Genomic DNA, 21,443 nt, shown 5'->3' with positions numbered 1-21,443 from the left:
CCTATGAAAGCCAAGGCTGATGTACCTTTCGCACCGCTCAATATTGCCGTGCTGACTGTCAGCGATACCCGAACACTGGAAACCGACACCTCAGGTCAGGTCTTTGTCGATCGCCTGTTGGCGGCTGGCCACAACCTGGCCGAGCGGGTTCTGCTCAAAGATGATCTGTATAAAATTCGTGCGCAAGTCGCCAACTGGATCGCCGACGATGTTGTGCAGGTCGTGTTGATCACTGGCGGCACCGGCTTCACCGGCCGTGACAGTACGCCGGAAGCGGTGGCCTGTCTGCTCGACAAACAGGTCGATGGCTTTGGCGAACTGTTCCGCCAGATCTCGGTGGCCGATATCGGCACCTCAACCGTGCAATCCCGCGCACTGGCCGGTCTGGCCAATGGCACGCTGGTGTGCTGCCTGCCGGGTTCGACCAATGCGGTACGCACCGGTTGGGACGGGATTCTCGCCGAGCAACTGGATTCCCGTCACCGCCCATGCAATTTCGTCCCGCATCTGAAACAGGCGGCGCCTTGTGAATCCCGTGGGTAAGCCGGGCAAGACCGCTGCGCTGATGCCTGTCGAAGTGGCATTGGCGCGGCTGCTGGAAATGGCCGAGGCCTCGCCAATCGTCGAGCGTGAGTATTTGCCGCTCGCTGAAGTTCAGGGGCGCGTGCTGGCCGAGGATCTGGTTTCGACGCTGGATCTGCCGCCGTGGCCGAACAGTGCGATGGACGGTTACGCGCTGAATCTGGCTGACTGGACGGGCGAGCCGTTGCCGGTCAGCCAGAAAATATTCGCCGGGCAAGCGCCTGAACCTTTGCAGCGTGGAACCTGTGCTCGAATCTTCACCGGCGCACCTGTGCCGGCCGGAGCCGATTGTGTCGAGATGCAGGAAAACGCCGAAGTCATGGCGGACGGCCGCGTAGGTTTTTCCGAAGCCATGAAAGTCGGGCAGAACATTCGTCCGCAGGGCCAGGAAACCACGGTGGGTGAACTCGTCCTGTCGGCCGGCACTCGCCTGGGGCCGATCGAGCAGGGCTTGTCCGCTTCATTGGGCCGCGCCGGCCTGAATGTCGTGCGCAAGGTGCGCGTAGCCGTGCTGTCGACCGGCGATGAACTGATTGAGCCCGGTCAGGCATTGGGGCCGGGGCAGATTTACAACAGTAACCGTGTGGTGCTGTGCAGCTGGTTGCAGCGGCTGGGCTGCGAAGTGATCGATGCCGGGATTCTTCCGGACAATCTGGCGACGACCCGAGAGCGTTTGGGTGAATTGCAGGATGTCGATCTGATTCTCTCCACTGGTGGTGTTTCGGTCGGTGAGGCGGATTTTCTCGGCATCGCATTGAGGGAAGAGGGCGAGCTCGCCTTGTGGAAGCTGGCGATCAAACCCGGGAAACCGCTGACCTTCGGCCATTTTCGCAACGTACCGGTAATCGGGCTGCCGGGTAACCCTGCTTCAACGCTGGTGACCTTCGCCCTGTTAACCCGGCCGTATCTGTTGCGGCGCCAAGGCGTGCAAGACGTTGAACCACTCAAGTTCCGCGTGCCGGCAGGGTTCAACTGGCCAGTGGCTGGCAACCGTCGTGAGTACTTGCGCGGACGGCTGGAACAGGGCCGGGCGATCATCTATCGCAATCAAAGCTCCGGCGTTTTGCGCAGTGCGGCTTGGGCTGACGGTCTGGTCGAGGTGCTTGAGGGCCGGACGCTGGTTGAGGGCGACGAAGCTGTCTTCATTCCCCTGAGTGAGCTTCTGGGTTAACTGCCTCGGTATCCGCAGGTGCTGGCGCGTGTCGCCGGCACCTGCGGGCCCGCTCAGGCGTCAGTGAGCCATGAGCGAAATGATCTGGTCAAAACGACTGTTGGCTATCCATCCCAGCAAACCCATCACGACGGCTGTTGCACCTGCCGCGTAGGCGAGGCGATGCTTGATGGTTCTGACATCGCCCCTGACTTCATCCATGTCCCTGCGGATGTATTTGAGGTGGGTTTCCAGCTCGGTGACGCGAGGTTCCATGTTCGTTTCTCCAGTGGGTTTGGCGCCGCTGTGGAAGTCAGTGGTGTGGCTGGTGCGACTTTGCGCGAGTGGAGCAACCGGGCTCACTGGCAGTCTGGCTTCATGACTATGCATTGATGTTGACGCCTGCTGGAAATGGACGCGGGTCGCTAACGGTGTCAATGAAAGTATCGAAAGCCCTAGAGGTGTATCCACTCATTACATGCACATCCTTGTGTGTTTTCAGATTGAAGATTGATACCGCCGACGCACGATCTACCAATGGCTGGAGTTGGTCAATGCAGCCAATTCATCACATCTTGTAAGAAAAATCCCAGCCCTGTAGGACGCGTGCGCCGAGACGCCTGAATTAATTACGGTTCTTGCGGCTTTTTTCCGTGCGCCAGTGGTCAAGATGTCTCATACCGAATCCATTCACGGAGTGATTGCAATGAGTGAACGCAGGGCGCTGTTGATTCTGCATGGCAAGCAGGCACTCAACGAGGCGGTTCGTGCCGCCGTCGAAAGTAAACGCGAACAAGGCTGGGAGCTGGCCGTGCGCCTGACCTGGGAGGGCGGCGATGCCGAGCGTCTGGTCGAAGAGGCGCTGGCGGCTGGCTATAAACAGATTATCGCTGGTGGTGGCGATGGCACCTTGCGTGATATCGCCCAGGCGCTGGTGGCGCATCCGGGCGAAGCCAGCCTGGTGCTGTTGCCGCTGGGTACGGCGAACGATTTTTCCCGTGCGGCGGGCGTTCCGCTGGAGCCGGCAGAGGCTCTTGAGTTGCTCGATGTGCCTGCGCGCGACATCGATCTGGGCCAGGTTGGCGGGCAGATTTTCCTCAATATGGCCACGGGCGGTTTTGGTAGCCAGGTCACGGCCAATACTTCTGAAGACTTGAAGAAAGTACTCGGTGGCGCGGCTTACCTGTTCACCGGTCTGTCGCGCTTCAGTGAGCTGCATGCTGCCTATGGCGAGTTGCAGGGGCCGGATTTCCACTGGCGTGGCGAGCTGCTGGCGCTGGGCATCGGCAATGGTCGTCAGGCGGGCGGTGGGCACGTGCTGTGTCCGCAGGCACTGGCCGATGATGGGCTGTTGGATATCAGCATTCTGCCGGCTCCACAGGAGTTGGTGGGTACCTTGAAGAATCTGCTCACTGATGGCTTCGGCCTCGACAACATGTTCGTGCGGACACGTTTGCCGTGGGTCGAAATCAAGGTGTCTGAAGGGCTTTACATCAATCTGGATGGTGAGCCACTGGAAGGCGATAGCCTGCGCTTCGAAGCGCGCCCTGCGGCATTGCAGGTGCATTTGCCTGAGGACTCGCCGCTGTTGAGCGCTACAACGCCGATCAGTCGTCCAGACTGATGATCTGTTCGCGCACGGCGAACAGCACCAAGCCCGCCACATCGTAGATCTGCAGACGTTTCATGATCTGCGCGCGGTGGGTCTCGACGGTTTTGATGCTCAGGCCCAGGCCGTTGGCGATTTCCCGGGTCGACTTGCCGCGTACGATCAGTCGGAGGATTTCCAGTTGGCGTGCCGTCAGGTTGTGCGAATCGGTGGTGTCCGGCTGGCCTTTTTGATTGCGAACCAGAGCCTGGTTGATCACCGTATGGGCGATCGCCGGACTTAGATAACGCTCGTTATTGCGCAGCGCGTCCAGCGCGTGTTCAAGCTCGGTGCCGGTGGTGTCCTTGAGCAGATAACCGTAAGCGCCGGATTCCAGCGCCTGCATGATCAATGCGGGGTCGGTGTGCATCGACAGGATCAGCACTTTGCTTTGCGGGCGCACGCGTTTGAGTCGCTGCAACGCTTCGAGGCCGCCGGTTTCCTTCATGGAAATATCCAGCAAGACAATATCGGGGTTCAGCAGCTCGACCATTTCAAGCAACTGCGAGCCGTCATTGGCCTCGCCGATTACCGCGTAACCGGGAATATCCATAACCAGAGCGCGCACGCCGGCCCTGATCAGCGAGTGGTCATCCACCAGAAGTAAGTTACAAGTCAACGCATAACCTTATTCGTACTGGCCCGCTCGAGTGCGCGCGGCGCCCAGGGGAAAAGTGCTTCGATTTGAGTGCCTTTGCCCGGTTCGCTGATCACGCTCAGGGTGCCACCCAGTTGTTCGATCCGTTCGGCCATGCCGGCCATGCCACGTTGTCCTTCACGACCCGGATTGACGGCCGGCGCGAAGCCCTGGCCATCATCGCTGATCAGCAGGGTCAAACCCTTGGGCAAGCGCTGCACGCGAATCAGCAGGTTTTTCGCCTGGGCGTGACGCAGGATGTTGGTCACTGCCTCCTGCGCAATACGAAACGCGGCGACGGCCATTTCTTCCGGAATTCCGTTCAAGCGCTGTTGGCAATCGAGGCTCCAGTGCACGTCGGTGTTGGTCAATGTCTTGAGCAGGTGCGCGCGCAGGCTCGCTTCAAGGCCAAGGCTGGTCAGTTGCCGTGGGTTGAGGATGGCCGATACGTCGCGGACTTTGTTGAGGGTTTCTTCGAGGGTGTCGCAGAGAACGGTGCATTGCTCCTGCAATTCCTCCGGCATACGGCGTTTCAGCCAGTCGCTTTGCAATTTGGCGGCGGTCAGCAATTGGCCGATGTCATCGTGCAGCTCGCGGCTGAGGCGGTGGCGTTCGTTTTCCTGCACTTCCAGCAGGCGGTCAGCCAGTTCCTGTGGCTGGAACTTGATCGATTTGCGTGACAGGCGATATTGCACCCAGACGCACGCCGTAGCTGCGATATCGAGCAACAACAGACCCAGGCCTAACGGCTTGGAAAAACCGTAGGTCAGAAGGCTGCCCAGCGCAGCGGCGACACACAGGATGAGTGTGAACCGGCGGGCATTTTCCCGGGAGGGTGGCCATGTTGTGAGGGTCTTTATGCTGGCGTACATAACGGATGGAGCCAATGGATGTTCGCTGCGGGTAGACCGGTCGGTGGCTGACGGGTCTCTGTCTGGAAATGCTGTCAATTATGTGAATGATTTCAACGGGCTACAGTGAGCGGTAGTTAGCCGCCAACTTCTCTGGACGCCGATCAATGAAATCACTTTGCCATTAATTTGAAAGCAACTTATGGGCGGCATAGTACCACTTAAGATACCGTTGGTCGCGCCTGCTCTATATGTCCAATGAGTCAGGAAAGACGCCATTATGGACGTATGTTCCATAATGGAAAAAAGTCGAAGTATGTTATTCGACAGATAAACAAATTGACTAAATCACGATTCTTAACACACAGGAAAACCCTGAGGCGGGCTGAAAATTATCCGTCGTGTCAGGTGGGTTTATTTAGTTCGATATGTCGCTGGCAGGTATGAACTATTCAATAACGACATTAAATGAGTAGTGCTCAAGCCTGACGCAAGATCAGGCCTGTCGCTCAGAGAACGACAGAGGTGGCAAACGTTTGCCCGGCAAAGGCATCTGGAACTGGCTTTGCCCGACATGAAAGGCGAACGCTTCGATTAATGAGGCCTGTTCGCTGCCATCAAGGCTCAGTTGCCCGGTCTTCACATCGACCAGCTCCAGTTGCCAAGCCATCAGCGTGAAGCAATCTTTCAAGGCGCCCAGCGCTTGTTCGTGCAGGTCGACGTGATCCTGGGTCAGATTGAGCAGGCTGTAGATGTGCAAGGAAAACTCGGAAATCGCTTCCAGCGCCAGTGCCTCTGCTCTGCCGGCGAGCTTGAGCAGTGTGCCCTGCATGCACGCGATGGCATCCTTGTCATTGCTGATCAGTTGCAGATGGCTCAGGCATTCTTCCGACTTGGCCAGCAGCGTCTCAGCCTCAAGCAGAAATTCGGGGAAGCGTTGCGCCCAGTCTTTACGGTCGATTGGCATGCTTACCTCCACAGCGTCATGTCTGATGGGGGAGTGCCGTGTGTGGCGACGATCGTGAATCGTCGGCAGATCGCGCCCAGACGTGCCGCAGGTGCACAGGCTGAGGATTTCCAGGGGATGGGTTGCCACTGAGTTGCGATCGCACACAATAGCCTGACTCCGTTCATGCAATGAGAATGGCGTCACATTAATGGCTATTGGATATCGCGAATATCAGGTTGGGCCTGATTGATACTAGGGGAATCCCTTAGGCGCGGGAACCTACCGTGCAAACCGAGGTCGCGCCGCAAAGACTGTAGCAGATGAAAACAACCGAGCCAGTAAAGCATGATGTTAATGTGACATCAATGCCCGGTTGTGGCATTTTGATGGCTAATTTCGCAGCAATCAAGATTCGTCATTAACTGCCGATAAAGCCTGTTAGTGAATTCATCTGAACAAGCCCAGGAGTCATTGATGGCCGGCATTCTCGACACGGTAGACCAACGCACGCAACTGGTGGGTGAGAATCGCCTGGAAATTCTCATGTTTCGTCTGGCTGGACGCCAATTGTTTGCGATCAACGTGTTCAAGGTTCAGGAAGTCCTGCAACTGCCGAAGCTGACCCTGATGCCGCAGCGTCACCCGTTCGTGTGCGGTGTGGTCAACCTGCGCGGGCAGACCTTGCCGGTGATCGATCTGTCCCAGGCGATCGGCATGCGGCCGTTGGTGCCGGGCCCGAACAGCACCATCATCGTCACTGAATACAACCGCTCGGTGCAGGCATTCCTTGTGGGCGGTGTGGATCGCATCGTCAACATGAACTGGGAAGCCATTCTGCCGCCGCCGACCAGCGCTGGCCGTCAGCATTACCTGACGGCGATCAGCAAGGTCGATGATCAGTTGGTGGAAATCATCGACGTCGAAAAAGTCCTCGCCGAAATCGTCCCGTACAACGCCAAGGTCTCGCGGGAAAAGCTCGAAGACCCGGTGCTCGAACGTGCCCGTGGTCGCGAAGTGCTGCTGGTCGACGATTCCAACGTGGCGCTATCGCAACTGCGTGACACCCTTGGCCAATTGGGCGTGAAGATGCACATCGCCAGCGACGGTTTGAAGGCGCTGAACATGCTCAAGGCCTGGGCTGACACCGGCGTGAACATGACTGACAAGTTGCTGATGATCTTCACCGACGCGGAAATGCCGGAAATGGACGGTTACCGTCTGACCACCGAAATCCGAAACGACCCGCGTTTGCGTGGGCTGTACGTGGTGCTGCACACGTCGCTGTCGGGCAGCTTCAACGATTCGATGGTGAAGAAGGTTGGCTGCGACAACTTCCTCTCGAAATTCCAGCCGGACAAACTGGTTGATGTAGTGCGCCAGCGCCTGATGCTCGACGAAGTCCCTGCCTGATCACACACCCTTTGTGGGAGTGAGCCCTGTGGTGAGGGGATTTATCCCCGATGGGCTGCGCAGCAGCCCCGGTTTTTCAGGGAAATCGAGGGGGGCCGCTTCGCGCCCCATCGGGGATAAATCCCCTCGCCACAAGGTTGAGTTGCAGCTGGAATCCAGTGTGCGAATTCATGTTTTGATTCGTGCATGAAGCTCGTATAGGGTGGCGTTTTTATCCTCCAGGGAGCTGGCCATGCTGCGTCTGAGCGCGCTTTATCGTTACCCGTTGAAATCCGGCAAAGTCGATGTGCTGCAAAGCGTCGACCTCGACAAGCTGGGGCTCGATGGCGACCGACGCTGGATGCTCGTGGACGAAGCCAGCGGCCGCTTCCTGACCCAGCGTGCTGAAGCAAAAATGAGTCAGTTGTCGGCGCTGTGGAATGCCCGGGGCGGTCTGACCCTGAGCGCGCCGCAACAGTCTTCCATCGAAATCGCTTTGCCGGGCAGCGACGCCGAACTGCGCGGCGTGACTATCTGGCGTGACACCCTGCGCGTGCCGGATGCCGGTGATGAGGCGGCGCGTTGGGTCAGCGAGTTCATCGGCAAACCGACACGTCTGGTGCAAGTGCCGCTGGATCGTGCGCGCACCACGCCGTCAGGTGTCGGCAAGGATGATGATCAGGTCGCGTTCGCCGACGGTTTTCCGCTGCTGCTGATTGGCGAGGCGTCGCTGCAAGATCTGTCGCAACGGGTCGGGCGGCCGCTGGAGATGCTGCGTTTTCGCCCGAATCTGGTGATCGAAGGCAGCGAAGCGTACGCCGAGGATGGCTGGAAACGCATCCGTATCGGCGACGTCGAGTTCCGCGTGGTCAAGCCGTGCGCGCGCTGCATCCTTACCACCATCGACCCGCAGACTGGCGAGCGCAGTGCCGATCGTGAACCGCTGGCGACCTTGCAGAAATACCGCGCCGAAGCCGATGGCGCGATGTTCGGTCAGAACCTGGTGAATGACAGCAACGGTCGACTCGAGGTCGGAATGCCGGTGGAAATCCTCGAATAAGCCGCCCCTGAAACGAAAAATGCCCGAGTCCTTGGACCCGGGCATTTTATTGGTGCTGTGAAAACCGACGACTTAGCCGCGGTACTCGCACAGGTAAGCGGTATCAACCGCGACTTTCAGCTGGAATTTGCTGTTCGCCGGAACGTTGAACTGGCTGCCGGCGGCGAAGGTTTCCCAGTCGCTGCTGTCGGGCAGTTTGACGGTCAGTGCGCCGGAGACCACGTGCATGATTTCACGCTGGCTGGTGCCGAATTCGTATTCGCCCGGGGCCATGACGCCGATGGTCGCCGGACCTTCAGCGGTGCCAAAGGCGATCGACTTGACGGTGCCGTCGAAGTACTCGTTGACTTTAAACATGGGCGATTCCTCGAAAAGGGCTAAAAAATGGAGGCGGCCAGTATGCACAAGGCTTTGGGCGCCGTCACCTGCCCGGCGCCTGCCCAGCCAGTTCTCGAATTGACCCTAGAGTGGCAAAACCAGCGGCAACAATCGTGCGGTGTTGCGCGCATCTTCAAGCGCCCGGTGTTGCTGACCGCTGAACTGCATGCCGGCCAGTTGCAGCGCGCCGTTGAGCCCCAGCGGCCGCTCCAGGCGTCGGGCCTTGGCGAAGCGTTGCTTGAGGTTCATGTGCGGCACTCGACTCAGGCCGCTGTCGATCTGCAGGCGCTGCCATTCCTGGAGCAGTTGCTTGCGGTCGTAATCGCCCCAACTGGCCCAGCCTTCAAGACGTGATTGATGCTGCGCGAGCCAGCGTTCGAACGCCGGCCAGACCTCAGTCAGCGGTTGCGCCGTATCGATATTGGCCTGGGTGATGTGCGTCAGCTCGCGGCAGAACGGCGTCAGCAATGGCCGTCGAGTCGGTTTGACGAAGCGCTGGAAGTGATCCTGTTCGCGCCCGGCACGATCGACCAGCGTCGCGCCGATCTCGATAATTTCCATCTCGGTGACCGGCCAGCCACCCTCATCGGTGGTGGCTTCCAGATCTATGACCAGCCAGTGGGGCATCGCAGGGTTCCTGATTTGTACGTTCTGATTATTCAGAGCGTAGCCAAACCCTGCGTTTGCGCTCGGCTGACTACTCCACCTGCAACAGAACCTGACGATTTTTTACCTGATCGCCGACTTTGACCTGCACCCGCTTCAGCACGCCGTCGATGCCGGCCTTGAGCGGGTGCTCCATTTTCATTGCCTCCAGTACCACCAGCAGCTGACCTTTGCTGACCGGGCTGCCTTCGCTGACCAACACGTCGACGATGGCGCCGTCCATGGGCGCTTTCAAGGTGCCGGAACTGACGCTGGTCTGACTGCCGATCACCGCGTGAGTTCGATCCTCCAGGCGCAGGCTGCCGGGGTGAGTGAACAGCCAGAGTTGTTCGCCATCGACACGACAGGCGTGGCGTTGGCGCAAGCCGTCGACTTCCAGCGTTATCGAGTGGGCGTCTTGATCGATGAGTTTCAATGCCAGTGTGCGTTCGGCGACTTGCACTTTGAACGCACCTTGCGGCTCAGCGAGCAGTTGCAGCGTCCAGTTTTGCTCATCAAGACCGAGGCGAAAATGCAGCGGCACACTGGCGTTATTACGCCAACCGGACAGCGGCGCGCGGTGACTGAGGGCGCTGCTTTGATAGAACAACACTGCCGCGATGGCCAGGTCTTCGGCACTCGGCGCGTAGCTGTTCAGGCACGCGTGATCGCTGAAATGCTGCGCGATAAATGCTGTGCTGAACTCACCGCTGATGAACTGCGGATGTTGCAGCAGGCTGACCAGCAACCGCTGATTGCTTTGCACACCCAGCAACACTGTGTCCTGCACCGCGCGCAGGAGTTTGCGTCGAGCCTCCTCGCGAGTAGCGCCGTGGGCGATCAGTTTGCCGAGCATCGGGTCGTAGAACGGGCTGACCGATTGCCCTTCGCGCAGACCATGATCGATGCGCGCGCCGTGTTGCAGCGCGGGCTCCCACGCCTCTACACAACCGGTTTGCGGCAAGAAATCCTGCGCAGGGTCTTCGGCGTAGAGGCGCACTTCCATCGCATGACCATGGAGTTGCACCTGATCCTGAGTCAGCGGTAACGGCTGACCTTCGGCGACCCATAATTGCCAGGCGACCAGATCCAGCCCGGTGATCAGCTCTGTCACCGGATGCTCGACTTGCAAGCGAGTGTTCATCTCCAGAAAATAGAACTGCCCACGTGCATCAAGCAAGAATTCCACGGTGCCAGCGCCGACATAATTCACCGCGCGCCCAGCCTTGAGAGCCGCTTCACCCATGGCCTGACGCAACTCGGCGGTCATCACCGGGCAGGGCGCTTCTTCGATGACTTTCTGATGGCGGCGCTGCACCGAGCAATCGCGCTCGCCGAGGTAGATCAGGTTGCCGTGATGATCGCCGAACAGCTGCACTTCGACATGGCGCGGCTCGATCAGCGCCTGTTCAAGAATCAATTCGTCGCTGCCAAAACCGTTCAACGCTTCCGAACGCGCGGTACGCAGTTGCGCCGGTAAATCAGAGCCATCGTGCAGCAGACGCATGCCGCGACCGCCGCCACCGGCGCTGGCCTTGATCATCAATGGATAGCCGATGCGCTCGGCTTCGCGCAGCAGGGTCACGTCGTCCTGCTCGGCGCCCTGGTAACCGGCGATGCACGGTACACCGGCGTCGAGCATGGCGATTTTCGAGCGACGTTTGCTGCCCATCAATTCGATGGCTGCGACGCTCGGGCCGATGAACGTCAGGCCGGCCTGTTCGCAGGCGCGGGCGAACTCGGCGTTTTCCGAGAGAAAGCCGTAACCGGGATGAATGGCATCGGCGCCGCTGCGGCGGGCGGCGTCGATGATCGCCGGGATGTTCAGGTAGGACTGCTGCACGGCGGCGGGACCGATGTGCACGGCTTGATCGGCGATTTGCACGTGTAGGGCGTCGGCGTCGCTGTAGACGGCGACGGTTCGGTAGCCAAGGGCTTGGGCGGTGCGCTGGATGCGGCAGGCGATTTCACCGCGGTTGGCGATCAGGATTTTTTGGATGGCGGGCATGGTGGGTTTCCTGAGGTTTTGGCGGTGGATGTGGAGGCCTCATCGCGAGCAGGCTCACTCCTACAGGGGAACGCATTCCAACTGTAGGAGTGAGCCTGCTCGCGATGCTTTAGGTAGCCCACCGTGGTTTACGCTTCTGCACAAAAGCCATGGTGCCCTCGATCCCTTCTTCTCCCGTCACCGCTTCGCTAAACCACTGCGCCGCTTCATCAAGCAACTCAGCCGATGGCTGCCCGGCACTCGCCAACAACAATTTCTTGGTCACGGCATTCGCCTCCGGCGCACAACACAGCACGTGTTGCAGCACCTCATCCAGACGCTCAGCCAGCGCCTGCGCATCCTGCTCGACAAAATGCACCAGCCCCAAACGGCGTGCCTGATGCCCGTCAAAACGTGCGGCGGTCAGCGCCAGTCGCCGCGCCTCGGTCAGGCCAAAGCGCTGCACCACAAACGGCGCGATCTGCGCCGGCAGCAAGCCGAGGCTGGTTTCCGGCAAACCGAATTGCGCCTGATGATCAGCAATCGCAATGTCGCTGACACACGCCAGCCCAAAACCGCCGCCGAGCACTGCGCCTTGCAGCACCGTGATCAGCACTTGCGGCGCGTGCTGCGCTTCTTCCAGCAAAGCCCCGAACGCACGATTCAAATCTCGGTAGGCATCCGCACCCTGAGCACGGGCACTGGCCATGTCCTTGATATCGCCCCCGGCACAGAAATGCCCGCCGGCGCCGCTGAGCACCAGAGCGCGAACACTGCGGTCATCGCGTACCGACGCCAGCACCGCGCGCAATTCGCTGACCATTTGCAGGCTCATCGCATTGCGGCTGTCCGGGCGATTGAGGGTGATGTGCAGCACGCCGCCATGCAGTTCCAGCAACAGCGTCTGGCATTCCGGCAAGCTGCTCATTTCTTTTTCCCCGGCAGGATGCCCATCAGTTTGCAGATGATCCCCAGCATGATTTCGTCGGCGCCGCCGCCAATCGACACCAGCCGCACATCGCGATAGGCGCGGGCCACCGGGTTGTCCCACATGAAACCCATGCCGCCCCAATATTGCAGGCAGCTGTCACTGACTTCGCGGCCCAGACGCCCGGCCTTAAGCTTGGCCATCGACGCCAGGCGCGTGACGTCCTGGCCTTTCACGTACTGCTCGGTGGCCTGATAGACCAGCGCGCGCAGGCATTCGATTTCGGTTTGCAGTTCGGCGAGACGGAAGTGGATCACCTGGTTGTCGATCAGCGCATTGCCGAAAGTTTTGCGCTCCTTGCAGTACTCGATGGTGCTGTCGACGCAGTACTCAAGGCCCTTGATCATGTTCGCCGCGCCGAACAGGCGTTCTTCCTGAAACTGCAGCATCTGCATCATGAACCCGGCGCCTTCGTGGCCGATGCGATTGCGCTGCGGCACGCGCACATCGTCGAAAAACACCTGCGCAGTTTCCGAGCTGCGCATGCCGAGCTTGTCGAGGTGCGAACTGAGGCTGATGCCCGGCGTGGTCATCGGCACCATGATCAGCGACTTGTTGATGTGCGGTTTATCGTCGGAAGTGTTCGCCAGCAAACAGATGAAATCAGCACTCGGCGAGTTGGTGATCCACATCTTGCTGCCGTTGATCACGTAGTCGTCGCCGTCCTTGCGCGCGGTGGTTTTCAGCCCGGCAACGTCGGAGCCAGCGCCGACCTCGGAAACGCCGATGCAGCCAACCTGCTCGCCGGTGATTGCCGGACGCAGGAACTCTTCGCGCAATTCATCGGAACCGAAACGGGCGAGGGCGGGCGTACACATGTCGGTCTGCACGCCGATCGACATCGGAATGCCGCCGCAATGAATGGTGCCGAACTCTTCAGCAGCGACAATCGAATAGCTGTAATCGAGACCCATGCCGCCGAATTTTTCCGGTTTGGAAATACCGAGCAAACCGAGGTCGCCGGCCTTGCGGAAAATCTCGTGGATGGGAAAGCGCCCGGCCTTTTCCCATTCATCGACGTGCGGATTGATCTCGTGCTCGACGAACTGGCGGACGGTACGGCGCAGGGCTTCGTGTTCCGGGGTGAAGATCATTTTTTATTGTTCTCCGTAAGATCCGTGGCGGTCAGAACCGGCTGACGCCGAAGCTGTTGGGTTGCAACGTGCGAATGTCGGCTTCGTGGCAGATGTCGAGCAAATAGCCGAGCAGCGTGCGCGTGTCGCGTGGATCGATCAGCCCGTCGTCCCACAGGTTGGCGCTGCCGTAGAGCGCGGTGGACTGGCTGTCGAGTTTCTGCGCGGTGACCTGTTCGAGCATGTCGAGCATTTTCGGATCCGGCGTCAAACCGTCCTTGAGCTGTTTGGCTTCGGTAACGATGCGCAGAACTTTACCGGCCTGCGCGCCGCCCATTACAGCGGTGCGGCTGTTCGGCCAGGCAAAGATAAAGCGCGGATCGAGACCGCGTCCGCACATCGCATAGTTCCCGGCACCGTAGGAGCCGCCGACGACGATGGTCAGTTTAGGCACCCGCGCGTTGGCCACCGCTTGAATCAGTTTCGAGCCGTGTTTGATCACGCCTTGCTGTTCCGATTCGGTGCCGACCATGAAACCGGTGGTGTTGTGGAAAAACAGCAACGGCGTCTGGCTCTGATCGCACAGCTGAATGAACTGCGCCGCTTTGCTCGCACCGTTCGGCGTGATCGGACCGTTGTTGCCGATGAAACCGCAGGCGCGACCCTGAATCTTCAATTGCCCGCAAAGGGTCTGCTGATCGAACTCACCCTTGAATTCGAGAAAGCAGGATTCGTCGGCGATGCGCGCGATGATTTCGCGCACGTCGTAAGGTTTTTTCGGATCGTCGGGAATCAACCCCAGCAGTTCCTCGATCGGGTAGAGCGGTTCTTTGTATTGCGGTTCCGGCAGCCATGGCAGTTGTTCATTCCACGGCAGCATTCGCAGAATTTCACGCACCTGACGCACGCCGTCGGCATCGTTTTCCGCCAGGTATTCAGCCGTGCCGGCGACCTGCGCGTGCATCTCGGCGCCGCCGAGTTCTTCATCGGTGGCGACTTCCCCCGTGGCCGCTTTGAGCAAGGGCGGGCCGGCCAAAAACAGCTTGGCCTTGCCGCGCACCACCACCACGTAATCCGACAGTCCCGGCTGATAAGCGCCGCCCGCCGTCGCTGAGCCGTGCACCACGGTGATCTGCGGCAAACCCATCGCCGACATCCGCGCCTGGTTGGCAAAACTGCGCGCGCCTTCGACAAAAATATCCGCCGCGTAATTGAGGTTGGCGCCGCCGCTTTCGGCGAGGGTAATCACCGGCAGTTTGTTTTCCTGAGCGATCTGTTGCAGGCGCAGGGATTTTTTCAAACCGCTCGGTGAGATCGTGCCGCCCTTGATCGCACTATTGTTGGCGACCACCATTGCGCGGATGCCACAAACGTAACCGATGCCGGCGATCAGTCCGCCACCGGCCGAGCTGCCGTCCTTGTCGTCATGCAACTTGTAGCCGGCGAGACTGGCCAGTTCGAGAAACGGCGCGCCGGGATCGAGCAACAGATTCAGGCGTTCGCGCGGCAGTAACTGTCCGCGCTTGTCGAATTTGGCTTTGGCTTCGGCGGCTTTATTCAGCAGGTTTTGTTCGAGTTGCTGCACTTGCTCGATGGCCACGAGCATCGCCGCACGGTTGCGGGCAAAGGCCTCGCTGTGCGGATCGAGTTGGGACTGGATCTGCGGCATGGCTTACTCCTTGTCCTTCAGCACGTCTGGAAGGTAGGCGCGATGGAAGCCATTGAACGACTCGCTGTGAGTCGCTTTGTGCAACGGCCACGCACGGCTGCCGAGGCTGGCCGCGCCATCAATTTTCAATGTGCTGCCGCTAATAAATGCCGCCGCCGGACTGAGCAAAAATACAATCGCCGCGCTGACTTCCGATTCGGTGCCGATGCGCTTGAGCGGCACATGCTCGCGCAGGGTCGGAATCACCGCTTTGAACGCGCCTTCGTAAGTGTCCATGCCGCTGGAGGCGATCCAGCCCGGCGCCACCGAATTGACCCGCACCCCGGCATAACCCCATTCGAACGCGGCGGTTTTGGTGAAGTTGTCCATGCCCGAACGCGCCGCGCCCGAGTGGCCCATGCCGGGCATGCCGCCCCACATGTCGGCGAGCATGTTGACGATGCTGCCGCCGTGTTTGCTCATCGACTGATTGAACACTTCCCGCGCCATCAGAAAACCGCCAACCAGATTGGTACGCAGCACGGTTTCGAAACCTTTCTGATTGATCGAAGCCAGCGGCGACGGGTATTGGCCGCCAGCGTTGTTGACCAGACCATGAATCGGCCCGTGCTCGGCGATCAGTTCCTTGACCAGTTGTTTTACCGCTTCTTCATCACGAATATCGCAGGCCTGCCAATGTGCGCGGCCGCCGTCCTCGGCAATTTCGGCGGCGACCTTTTCCAGTTTTTCCGGTTTGCGCCCGACCAGCAACACGTTGGCGCCGAGCGCTGCCAGTTCGTGCGCGGTGCAACGGCCGATGCCGCTGCCGCCACCGGTGACGATGATGGTCTGGCCGCTGAACAGCTCGGCATTGAAAATCGACGCGTAAGCCATGCACACCATCCTCTAGTCGAACTGTTCGGCGATGCTCTGCGGCACCGGGATCTGGATTTCCAATAATTGCTGGGCGAAGGCTTTGCCTTGCGGGTCGATGCGCAGACTGGCCACGCCACCACCGCCGAGGGCGTTTCCCAAAAGAAAGTTGAGGCTGTGGGTGCCGGGCAGATACCAGCGTTCGACCCGGCCGTGGATCGGGTCGAGCACGTGGCTCATCCAGTCGACGATCACTGCCGGGGTCAACGCTTCGGCGATCCACGGCAAGTATTCGGGTTTGCGCGGCAGCACGCCGATGTTGCTGTGATTGCCCTTGTCACCGGAGCGCGCCACGGCCAGTTTCACCAGTGCCACGCTGGCATCGGCGCGGCCCTGAGGTTTCGGCGGTTGCTGGGCAATCGGCAAATCTTCACTGTCGAGCGCGACCAACGAGGGCAGGGCGCAAGAATGGCGTTCACCGGCCAGATCGATCTGCAAGGTGCAGGTGTTTTTATCGATCAGGAATGAGAACAAACGGATCAGCGGATACACGGTTGGCCGTCCGCCAACGATGCCGGTCAGCCCCGGCGCCATGCCGGTCGCAGCCTGGGCGATTTCCCGGGAGAACAGAATCAGCGCCTGTTTGCTCGGGTGACGCACGGCGAGTTTGATCACCACTTCGCGGCTGTCGTGGCGTTGACCGTGCGGGCCGTAAGTGGCTTCGCTGCCGAGCAGTTCGATGTGGGTTTCGCTGTAGGGCGCCCAGCCGCGCTGGCTGAACATTTCCGCGGTCTTGTCGATGATTGCCTGACTGACGCGCTGCGCTTTTTCAACGGCATCGATGCCGGCGATCAGGCAACTGGCGGTGCAGCGAAAGCCGTCCGGCCAGGTGGCGCTTACCTTGTATTTATCCGTCGGCGGCAGGCCTTTGGCGCCGTGTACGTGCACCGCGTTTTTGCCTTGCTGCTGAAGTTTGACCTCGGTGAAATCGCAGACGACGTCGGGCAATAGATAGGCCTGCGGATCACCGATTTCGTAAAGCATTTGCTCGCCAACGGTCAGCGGCGTGACCAGTCCACCGGAGCCCTCCGGTTTGCTGACGATAAATTGGCTGTCGGCACTGACTTCGACGATTGGAAAACCGATGTGTTCGTAATCCGGCACGTCGCGCCAGTCGGTGAAATTGCCGCCGGTGCATTGCGCGCCACATTCGATGATGTGCCCGGCCAGTGCGGCTTGGGCGAGTTTGTCGTAGTCGTGCCACGACCAGCCGAATTCGTGCACCAGTGCGGCGCTGACCACGGCGCTGTCGACCACGCGGCCGGTGATGACGATATCGGCGCCCAGTCGCAACGCTTCGACAATGCCCGGCGCACCGAGGTAGGCATTGGTCGAGACGCACATTGGCGGCAACGGGGCGCCGCTGAACATTTCAGTGATGCCGCTGAGTTGTTTGAATTGCGGTTGCAGGTCATCGCCGAGCAACACGGCGATTTTCAGTGGGATGCCGGCCTTGTCGCAGGCCGCTTGCAGGGCAGCGGCGCAGGCTTGCGGGTTGACCCCGCCAGCGTTGCTGATGACGCGGATATTTTGCTCGGCCAGTTGTGGCAGCAGCGGCGTGAGGACTTCGATGAAGTCGCTGGCGAACCCGGCCTGCGGGTCTTTCATGCGCGCGCCGGCCATGATCGACATGGTGATTTCGGCCAGATAGTCGAAGACCAGATAATCCAGTTTGCCGCCGTCGACTAACTGCGCGGCGGCGGTCGAGGTGTCTCCCCAGAATGCACTGGCGCATCCGATGCGAACGGTGGTGGGCATTTTATCTCCGACTCAGCAACCTGCGACAGAAGTGTCTGGAGGCTACCAAGCAAGCGCTTGGTTTGTAAACAGCGAAACACTATCTTCTGCCCAAGCGCTTGCTTGGTTGCCGTTGGCGGCTTAAATTGCGCGCAACCCTGCGGTTTCAGGGGGCAACAGACTGATCGACTGTAGGAGAGAACGGGTGGACGAGCAAAAAGCCCTGAGGGTCATGCGCGAATTGGTCGACGACGGCCAGTTGACCGACCCGGACAGCGCGCGCGGCAAACTGCTGCAAGTGGCGGCTCACCTGTTCCGTAATAAAGGCTACGAACGCACCACGGTGCGCGATCTGGCCGGTGCGGTGGGGATTCAGTCGGGAAGCATTTTTCATCACTTTAAAAGCAAGGACGAAATTCTCCGGGCGGTGATGGAAGAAACCATCCGTTACAACACCGCACTGATGCGCGCCGCGCTCGCCGATGCGAACAATGTGCGTGAGCGGGTGCTGGCGCTGATTCGCTGTGAATTGCAGTCGATCATGGGCGGCAGCGGCGAAGCGATGGCGGTGCTGGTGTATGAATGGCGTTCGTTGTCCGAAGAGGGCCAAGCCAAAGTGCTGGCGCTGCGCGATGTCTACGAAGACCTCTGGCTAGAGGTGCTCGGCGAAGCCAAAGAGGCCGGGTTTATTCGCGGCGACGTATTTGTCACTCGACGTTTTCTCACCGGTGCGTTGTCCTGGACGACCACCTGGTTCCGTGCCGGCGGCAGTCTGAGCCTCGATCAACTGGCGGATGAGGCGCTGATTCTGGTGCTGGAAGAGCGCTGAGACGCTTTCTATCAGGCGGTGAAACTGGCTAACTGGGCGAAACCGCCTAGCTTGAATGCATTGATCGGTATTTTTCGGGGAGTGGGGTGTTTTGAAGTCTTCGCCAATTCGGACGGCGTCGGGCGTGATGCTCGCAGCGCTGGCGGCATTCTGGTTGTTGCCTGCGCAAGCAGCGCAACTGGTTCGAGTGGGCGCCGCGCACTTTCCGCCGTACACCATCCGCCCGGAAAACGGTGCCGACACCGGTCTGCTGCCACAATTGGTCGAGTCGCTGAACCGCCTGCAAAAAGACTATCAATTCGTCCTCGTGCCGACTTCGATCCCGCGGCGTTTCGGTGATTTCAAACAAGGCCGGATCGACATGGCGATCTTCGAGAACCCTGATTGGGGCTGGAAGGAAATCCCTCACACTGACGTCGACATGGGCCTTGAAGACGCCGAGATTTTCGTCGCGCAACGTGAAGACGGTCGCCAGCAGAACTATTTCGCTGACCTTAAAGGCAAACGTCTGGCGTTGTTCAGCGGCTATCACTATGAGTTCGCCAACTTCAACGCCGACCCGAAATTCCTCGCGCAGAATTTCAATGCAACGTTGACCTATTCCCATGACAGCAACCTGCTGATGGTGCTGCGCGGGCGCGCCGACATTGCTCTGGTGACGCGCTCCTATCTGAGCGATTACCTGCTGCGCAACGAGAAGGTTCGCGACGAGTTGCTGGTGTCGCAGCGCATTGATCAGGTTTACCACCATTACGCAATTCTGCGTCCCGCCGCGCCGATCACCGGCGAGGCGTTCGGCAAGCTGCTGCAAGGCCTGCGCGACAACGGCGAGATGCTGAAAATCTTTGATCCGTACAAGATTGCCGTGGTGCCAGTGCCGCATCACTGAGGCACCGATTTCTCTGCCAAGCCTAAATTTCCCCTGCCGGATCACGTCCCATCGTTGAACTGTCGACGATTATCGTGAGCCCGACCCATGTCCAATCTGAATGACCTGACTGCCTTGTCTTTGCCTTCGGGCAGCCAACTGGTAGCCGATGCCACCGAAAGCCGTCTGAGCCTGAGCCTGGACGGGCAACCATTGATTCGCCTGCGCCTCGATCGCGAGGCCAAAGGGCCGATCCAGATCGATGAGCGTTTCGCCTTGCCGCCGGGGCAAGCGCTGTGGGCAGCCTGTTATTGGCTGTTCGCCCGCGATCCTGAATGCCAGCAATTGACCTGGCAACTCGATCAACCGCCGACCGAAGCCTTGCTCAGCGGTTTGCTGGTGAGCACCGAGGTGGCCGGTGAATATCGCTGCGAGCGCACGTTGTTCTGGCAACTGCCGCAACCGTGGCTCGGCACGTCGCTGACCGGCAGCTATCCGCAGCAAATGGTCATCAGCGCTGGCAAGCGCCATCCACTGCGACCGGTGAAACCGCGCGGTGAGGTCTACCGGCGTTTCGATGCGCGGCTGGGCGCGTGGATTTCCCTGCGCACCGTGGAAATCGAAGAGGATCTGCCGCGCTTCAACCGCTGGCAGAACAGCCCGCGTGTCGCCAGTTTCTGGCAGGAAGAAGGCAGCATCGAGAAGCATCGCGAATACCTGAGCAGACTCGACGCCGACCCGCACACGCTGACATTGATCGGCTGTTTCGATGATCAGCCGTTCGCCTACTTCGAAGCCTATTGGGCCAAGGAAGATCGTATCGCGCCGTTCTACGATGCCGACGATTACGACCGGGGCATTCACATGCTGGTGGGGGAGGAGGATCACCGTGGCCCGCACAAAGTCGCGAGCTGGTTATCGGCGCTGGTGCATTACCTGTTTCTGGACGATCCGCGCACGCAACGCGTGGTCGCCGAACCGCGTGCCGATAACGCGAAGATGATTGGCCACATGCAGAACCAGTGCTTCCACTGCGAGAAGGAATTCGACTTCCCGCACAAGCGTGCGGCGTTGATGATCCTGGGGCGTGAGCGGTTTTTTGATCGGTGCAAGTTGGCTTGAGGTGATCTGAAAGCAAAAGATCGCAGCCTTCGGCAGCTCCTACATTTGGAATGCGTTCCCCTGTAGGAGCTGCCGAAGGCTGCGATCTTTTTCTATCTGTCGACCCGGTCTCAGCGACGCCCCGCAATCACCACATCCCGACGACTGCTCGACACTTTGCGGCAGTGCACCAGCGCATCGCGAATCATGAAGTTGACCAAGGTCGGCGAAACACCGAGTTCCTTGGCGATGTCCTTTTGCGGCACGCCGTGCAAGCGGTACATCTCGAACGCGTAGCGAGTGCGGCTGGGCAGCTCGGTCAGTGCGTCGGCGATGTGCTCCAGGGTGGAGAAGTTGATGTGCGAGGTTTCCGGCGAAGCACCTTGAATGACCACGTTCAGCCCTTCCTCTTCAGGGCCTGAGTATTTCTGCTCCAGCGCCTGTTTGCGGTAGTGATCGATGGCCAGGTTGCGCACGATCTGGAACAGATAACTCAGTTGCGCCTTGATCGACGACGTGATCGGTGGCGCCGATTGCAGTCGGAAAAACGCATCCTGCACCACGTCTTCGGCACGTGACCGGCAGCCGGTAATGCGGGCTGCAATCTTGACCAGAATCAGTCGATTGTCGACGAATGCCTGAAGTAGCGGTGAATCGCACCTGCTTGTGGATACTGGTTCCGTCATGGAAATCACCTTGCTGCCAAATAGGTTAGTGGGACGCCTTGGGGGGACGGGGCCGTCCTACACATCGAGCGACAAATTATGTTGAATGATAATGATTGTCAATTGAGAAAGAGAACTAATGATACAAATTGGTGCGTTGTGAGAACTGCGACACGCCGCCGCATCCCAGCCCCGTTGGCGATCCAGCCTGCCGACTAATTATTTCAAGACGTCATCCGTTCTCATTGGTGAATGGTTCCGGGTACCGAACCCCGACCAGACAGCATTCCGCAGCCTTGCGCGGTCGGCACAGACCGCGCCCTGC

At 59.5% G+C, this 21,443-nt stretch carries 21 protein-coding genes; 8 read left to right on the top strand and 13 right to left on the bottom strand.

The annotated features are described in order from the left end of the window. Positions 1-3 precede the first annotated feature (3 nt). On the top strand, positions 4-543 hold the full coding sequence (gene moaB, locus KFS80_RS00305; protein WP_053122265.1) for a molybdenum cofactor biosynthesis protein B: 540 nt from the start codon (positions 4-6) through the stop codon (positions 541-543). Continuing rightward, a complete protein-coding gene (locus KFS80_RS00300; protein ID WP_212543694.1) occupies positions 527-1,753 on the top strand; it encodes a molybdopterin molybdotransferase MoeA in 1,227 nt (408 codons plus the stop codon). The genes moaB and KFS80_RS00300 overlap by 17 nt, the downstream gene beginning before the upstream one ends. Before the next feature lie 60 nt (positions 1,754-1,813). On the opposite strand, the gene KFS80_RS00295 is transcribed toward KFS80_RS00300, so the two are convergent. Continuing rightward, the gene (locus KFS80_RS00295; protein WP_212543693.1) at positions 1,814-2,122 is read right to left on the bottom strand and encodes a hypothetical protein; all 309 of its coding nucleotides are present in this window, start codon (positions 2,120-2,122) and stop codon (positions 1,814-1,816) included. Between the two features lie 316 nt (positions 2,123-2,438). On the opposite strand from KFS80_RS00295, the gene yegS reads away from it, so the two are divergent. Further along, positions 2,439-3,356 carry a lipid kinase YegS gene (yegS, locus tag KFS80_RS00290; RefSeq protein WP_212543692.1) on the top strand — a complete coding sequence of 306 codons (918 nt, stop codon included), beginning with the start codon at positions 2,439-2,441 and terminating at the stop codon, positions 3,354-3,356. Here the strand turns inward: yegS and KFS80_RS00285 are convergent. The 3 genes from KFS80_RS00285 to KFS80_RS00275 all read right to left on the bottom strand — a co-directional run bounded on the left by KFS80_RS00285 (position 3,340) and on the right by KFS80_RS00275 (position 5,835). Next, a complete protein-coding gene (locus KFS80_RS00285) occupies positions 3,340-3,999 on the bottom strand; it encodes a response regulator (RefSeq protein WP_053122257.1) in 660 nt (219 codons plus the stop codon). The two genes, yegS and KFS80_RS00285, sit on opposite strands and share 17 nt — an antisense overlap. Next, on the bottom strand, positions 3,996-4,889 hold the full coding sequence (locus KFS80_RS00280; RefSeq protein WP_053122255.1) for a sensor histidine kinase: 894 nt from the start codon (positions 4,887-4,889) through the stop codon (positions 3,996-3,998). Before KFS80_RS00280 ends, KFS80_RS00285 begins: the two co-directional genes overlap by 4 nt. 475 nt (positions 4,890-5,364) lie before the next feature. Further along, positions 5,365-5,835, bottom strand: a complete 471-nt coding sequence (locus KFS80_RS00275; RefSeq protein ID WP_212543691.1) for a hypothetical protein — start codon at positions 5,833-5,835, stop codon at positions 5,365-5,367. A 456-nt stretch (positions 5,836-6,291) separates the two neighbouring features. Between KFS80_RS00275 and KFS80_RS00270 the strand changes: the two genes are divergently transcribed. Further along, positions 6,292-7,227, top strand: a complete 936-nt coding sequence (locus KFS80_RS00270; protein WP_007908676.1) for a chemotaxis protein CheV — start codon at positions 6,292-6,294, stop codon at positions 7,225-7,227. Positions 7,228-7,459: 232 nt separating this feature from the next. Further along, positions 7,460-8,266, top strand: a complete 807-nt coding sequence (locus KFS80_RS00265; protein WP_212543690.1) for an MOSC domain-containing protein — start codon at positions 7,460-7,462, stop codon at positions 8,264-8,266. Positions 8,267-8,338: 72 nt separating this feature from the next. On the opposite strand, the gene ppnP is transcribed toward KFS80_RS00265, so the two are convergent. The 8 genes from ppnP to KFS80_RS00225 all read right to left on the bottom strand — a co-directional run bounded on the left by ppnP (position 8,339) and on the right by KFS80_RS00225 (position 17,676). Next, positions 8,339-8,623, bottom strand: a complete 285-nt coding sequence (ppnP, locus tag KFS80_RS00260) for a pyrimidine/purine nucleoside phosphorylase (RefSeq protein WP_007940055.1) — start codon at positions 8,621-8,623, stop codon at positions 8,339-8,341. A gap of 105 nt (positions 8,624-8,728) precedes the next feature. After that, positions 8,729-9,271, bottom strand: a complete 543-nt coding sequence (locus tag KFS80_RS00255; protein WP_159815673.1) for a 3'-5' exonuclease — start codon at positions 9,269-9,271, stop codon at positions 8,729-8,731. A gap of 70 nt (positions 9,272-9,341) precedes the next feature. Continuing rightward, complete coding sequence (locus KFS80_RS00250) at positions 9,342-11,297, bottom strand: acetyl/propionyl/methylcrotonyl-CoA carboxylase subunit alpha (protein ID WP_212543689.1); 1,956 nt, start codon at positions 11,295-11,297, stop codon at positions 9,342-9,344. Between the two features lie 109 nt (positions 11,298-11,406). After that, positions 11,407-12,204, bottom strand: coding sequence for an enoyl-CoA hydratase/isomerase family protein (locus KFS80_RS00245; protein WP_212543688.1), 798 nt, complete (start codon positions 12,202-12,204; stop codon positions 11,407-11,409). Continuing rightward, positions 12,201-13,358 carry an acyl-CoA dehydrogenase family protein gene (gene atuD, locus KFS80_RS00240; protein WP_212543687.1) on the bottom strand — a complete coding sequence of 386 codons (1,158 nt, stop codon included), beginning with the start codon at positions 13,356-13,358 and terminating at the stop codon, positions 12,201-12,203. The genes KFS80_RS00245 and atuD overlap by 4 nt, the downstream gene beginning before the upstream one ends. A 31-nt stretch (positions 13,359-13,389) precedes the next feature. Further along, a complete protein-coding gene (atuC, locus tag KFS80_RS00235; protein ID WP_053122241.1) occupies positions 13,390-15,006 on the bottom strand; it encodes a geranyl-CoA carboxylase subunit beta in 1,617 nt (538 codons plus the stop codon). A gap of 3 nt (positions 15,007-15,009) precedes the next feature. Beyond that, complete coding sequence (locus KFS80_RS00230) at positions 15,010-15,879, bottom strand: SDR family oxidoreductase (RefSeq protein WP_212543686.1); 870 nt, start codon at positions 15,877-15,879, stop codon at positions 15,010-15,012. A gap of 12 nt (positions 15,880-15,891) precedes the next feature. Then, positions 15,892-17,676 (bottom strand): acyclic terpene utilization AtuA family protein, encoded by a 1,785-nt coding sequence (locus KFS80_RS00225; protein ID WP_212543685.1) that lies wholly within the window; start codon positions 17,674-17,676, stop codon positions 15,892-15,894. 184 nt (positions 17,677-17,860) lie between these two features. Here KFS80_RS00225 and KFS80_RS00220 point away from each other — a divergent pair, with 184 nt between their 5' ends. The 3 genes from KFS80_RS00220 to KFS80_RS00210 all read left to right on the top strand — a co-directional run bounded on the left by KFS80_RS00220 (position 17,861) and on the right by KFS80_RS00210 (position 20,474). After that, positions 17,861-18,484, top strand: a complete 624-nt coding sequence (locus KFS80_RS00220) for a TetR/AcrR family transcriptional regulator (protein WP_212543684.1) — start codon at positions 17,861-17,863, stop codon at positions 18,482-18,484. A gap of 91 nt (positions 18,485-18,575) precedes the next feature. After that, positions 18,576-19,373, top strand: coding sequence for a substrate-binding periplasmic protein (locus tag KFS80_RS00215; RefSeq protein WP_053122232.1), 798 nt, complete (start codon positions 18,576-18,578; stop codon positions 19,371-19,373). Between the two features lie 87 nt (positions 19,374-19,460). After that, the gene (locus KFS80_RS00210; RefSeq protein ID WP_212543683.1) at positions 19,461-20,474 is read left to right on the top strand and encodes a GNAT family N-acetyltransferase; all 1,014 of its coding nucleotides are present in this window, start codon (positions 19,461-19,463) and stop codon (positions 20,472-20,474) included. Between the two features lie 110 nt (positions 20,475-20,584). On the opposite strand, the gene KFS80_RS00205 is transcribed toward KFS80_RS00210, so the two are convergent. Next, a complete protein-coding gene (locus tag KFS80_RS00205; RefSeq protein ID WP_053122228.1) occupies positions 20,585-21,139 on the bottom strand; it encodes an RNA polymerase factor sigma-70 in 555 nt (184 codons plus the stop codon). Positions 21,140-21,443 lie beyond the last annotated feature (304 nt).

Source organism: Pseudomonas rustica, assembly GCF_018336155.1.
GTDB lineage: Bacteria > Pseudomonadota > Gammaproteobacteria > Pseudomonadales > Pseudomonadaceae > Aquipseudomonas > Aquipseudomonas rustica.
Note: the sequence above shows the minus strand (reverse complement) of the source record. Positions and strands in the feature narration are given on the sequence as shown.

What these genes read in the sequence shown, in the direction of transcription:
- moaB (WP_053122265.1), top strand. Translation starts at nt 4, where the DNA reads ATGAAAGCCAAGGCTGATGTACCTTTCGCACCGCTCAATATTGCCGTG.
- KFS80_RS00295 (WP_212543693.1), bottom strand. Translation starts at nt 2,122, where the DNA reads ATGCATAGTCATGAAGCCAGACTGCCAGTGAGCCCGGTTGCTCCACTC.
- yegS (WP_212543692.1), top strand. Translation starts at nt 2,439, where the DNA reads ATGAGTGAACGCAGGGCGCTGTTGATTCTGCATGGCAAGCAGGCACTC.
- KFS80_RS00280 (WP_053122255.1), bottom strand. Translation starts at nt 4,889, where the DNA reads ATGTACGCCAGCATAAAGACCCTCACAACATGGCCACCCTCCCGGGAA.
- KFS80_RS00275 (WP_212543691.1), bottom strand. Translation starts at nt 5,835, where the DNA reads ATGCCAATCGACCGTAAAGACTGGGCGCAACGCTTCCCCGAATTTCTG.
- KFS80_RS00270 (WP_007908676.1), top strand. Translation starts at nt 6,292, where the DNA reads ATGGCCGGCATTCTCGACACGGTAGACCAACGCACGCAACTGGTGGGT.
- KFS80_RS00265 (WP_212543690.1), top strand. Translation starts at nt 7,460, where the DNA reads ATGCTGCGTCTGAGCGCGCTTTATCGTTACCCGTTGAAATCCGGCAAA.
- ppnP (WP_007940055.1), bottom strand. Translation starts at nt 8,623, where the DNA reads ATGTTTAAAGTCAACGAGTACTTCGACGGCACCGTCAAGTCGATCGCC.
- KFS80_RS00255 (WP_159815673.1), bottom strand. Translation starts at nt 9,271, where the DNA reads ATGCCCCACTGGCTGGTCATAGATCTGGAAGCCACCACCGATGAGGGT.
- KFS80_RS00250 (WP_212543689.1), bottom strand. Translation starts at nt 11,297, where the DNA reads ATGCCCGCCATCCAAAAAATCCTGATCGCCAACCGCGGTGAAATCGCC.
- KFS80_RS00245 (WP_212543688.1), bottom strand. Translation starts at nt 12,204, where the DNA reads ATGAGCAGCTTGCCGGAATGCCAGACGCTGTTGCTGGAACTGCATGGC.
- atuD (WP_212543687.1), bottom strand. Translation starts at nt 13,358, where the DNA reads ATGATCTTCACCCCGGAACACGAAGCCCTGCGCCGTACCGTCCGCCAG.
- atuC (WP_053122241.1), bottom strand. Translation starts at nt 15,006, where the DNA reads ATGCCGCAGATCCAGTCCCAACTCGATCCGCACAGCGAGGCCTTTGCC.
- KFS80_RS00230 (WP_212543686.1), bottom strand. Translation starts at nt 15,879, where the DNA reads ATGGCTTACGCGTCGATTTTCAATGCCGAGCTGTTCAGCGGCCAGACC.
- KFS80_RS00225 (WP_212543685.1), bottom strand. Translation starts at nt 17,676, where the DNA reads ATGCCCACCACCGTTCGCATCGGATGCGCCAGTGCATTCTGGGGAGAC.
- KFS80_RS00210 (WP_212543683.1), top strand. Translation starts at nt 19,461, where the DNA reads ATGTCCAATCTGAATGACCTGACTGCCTTGTCTTTGCCTTCGGGCAGC.
- KFS80_RS00205 (WP_053122228.1), bottom strand. Translation starts at nt 21,139, where the DNA reads ATGACGGAACCAGTATCCACAAGCAGGTGCGATTCACCGCTACTTCAG.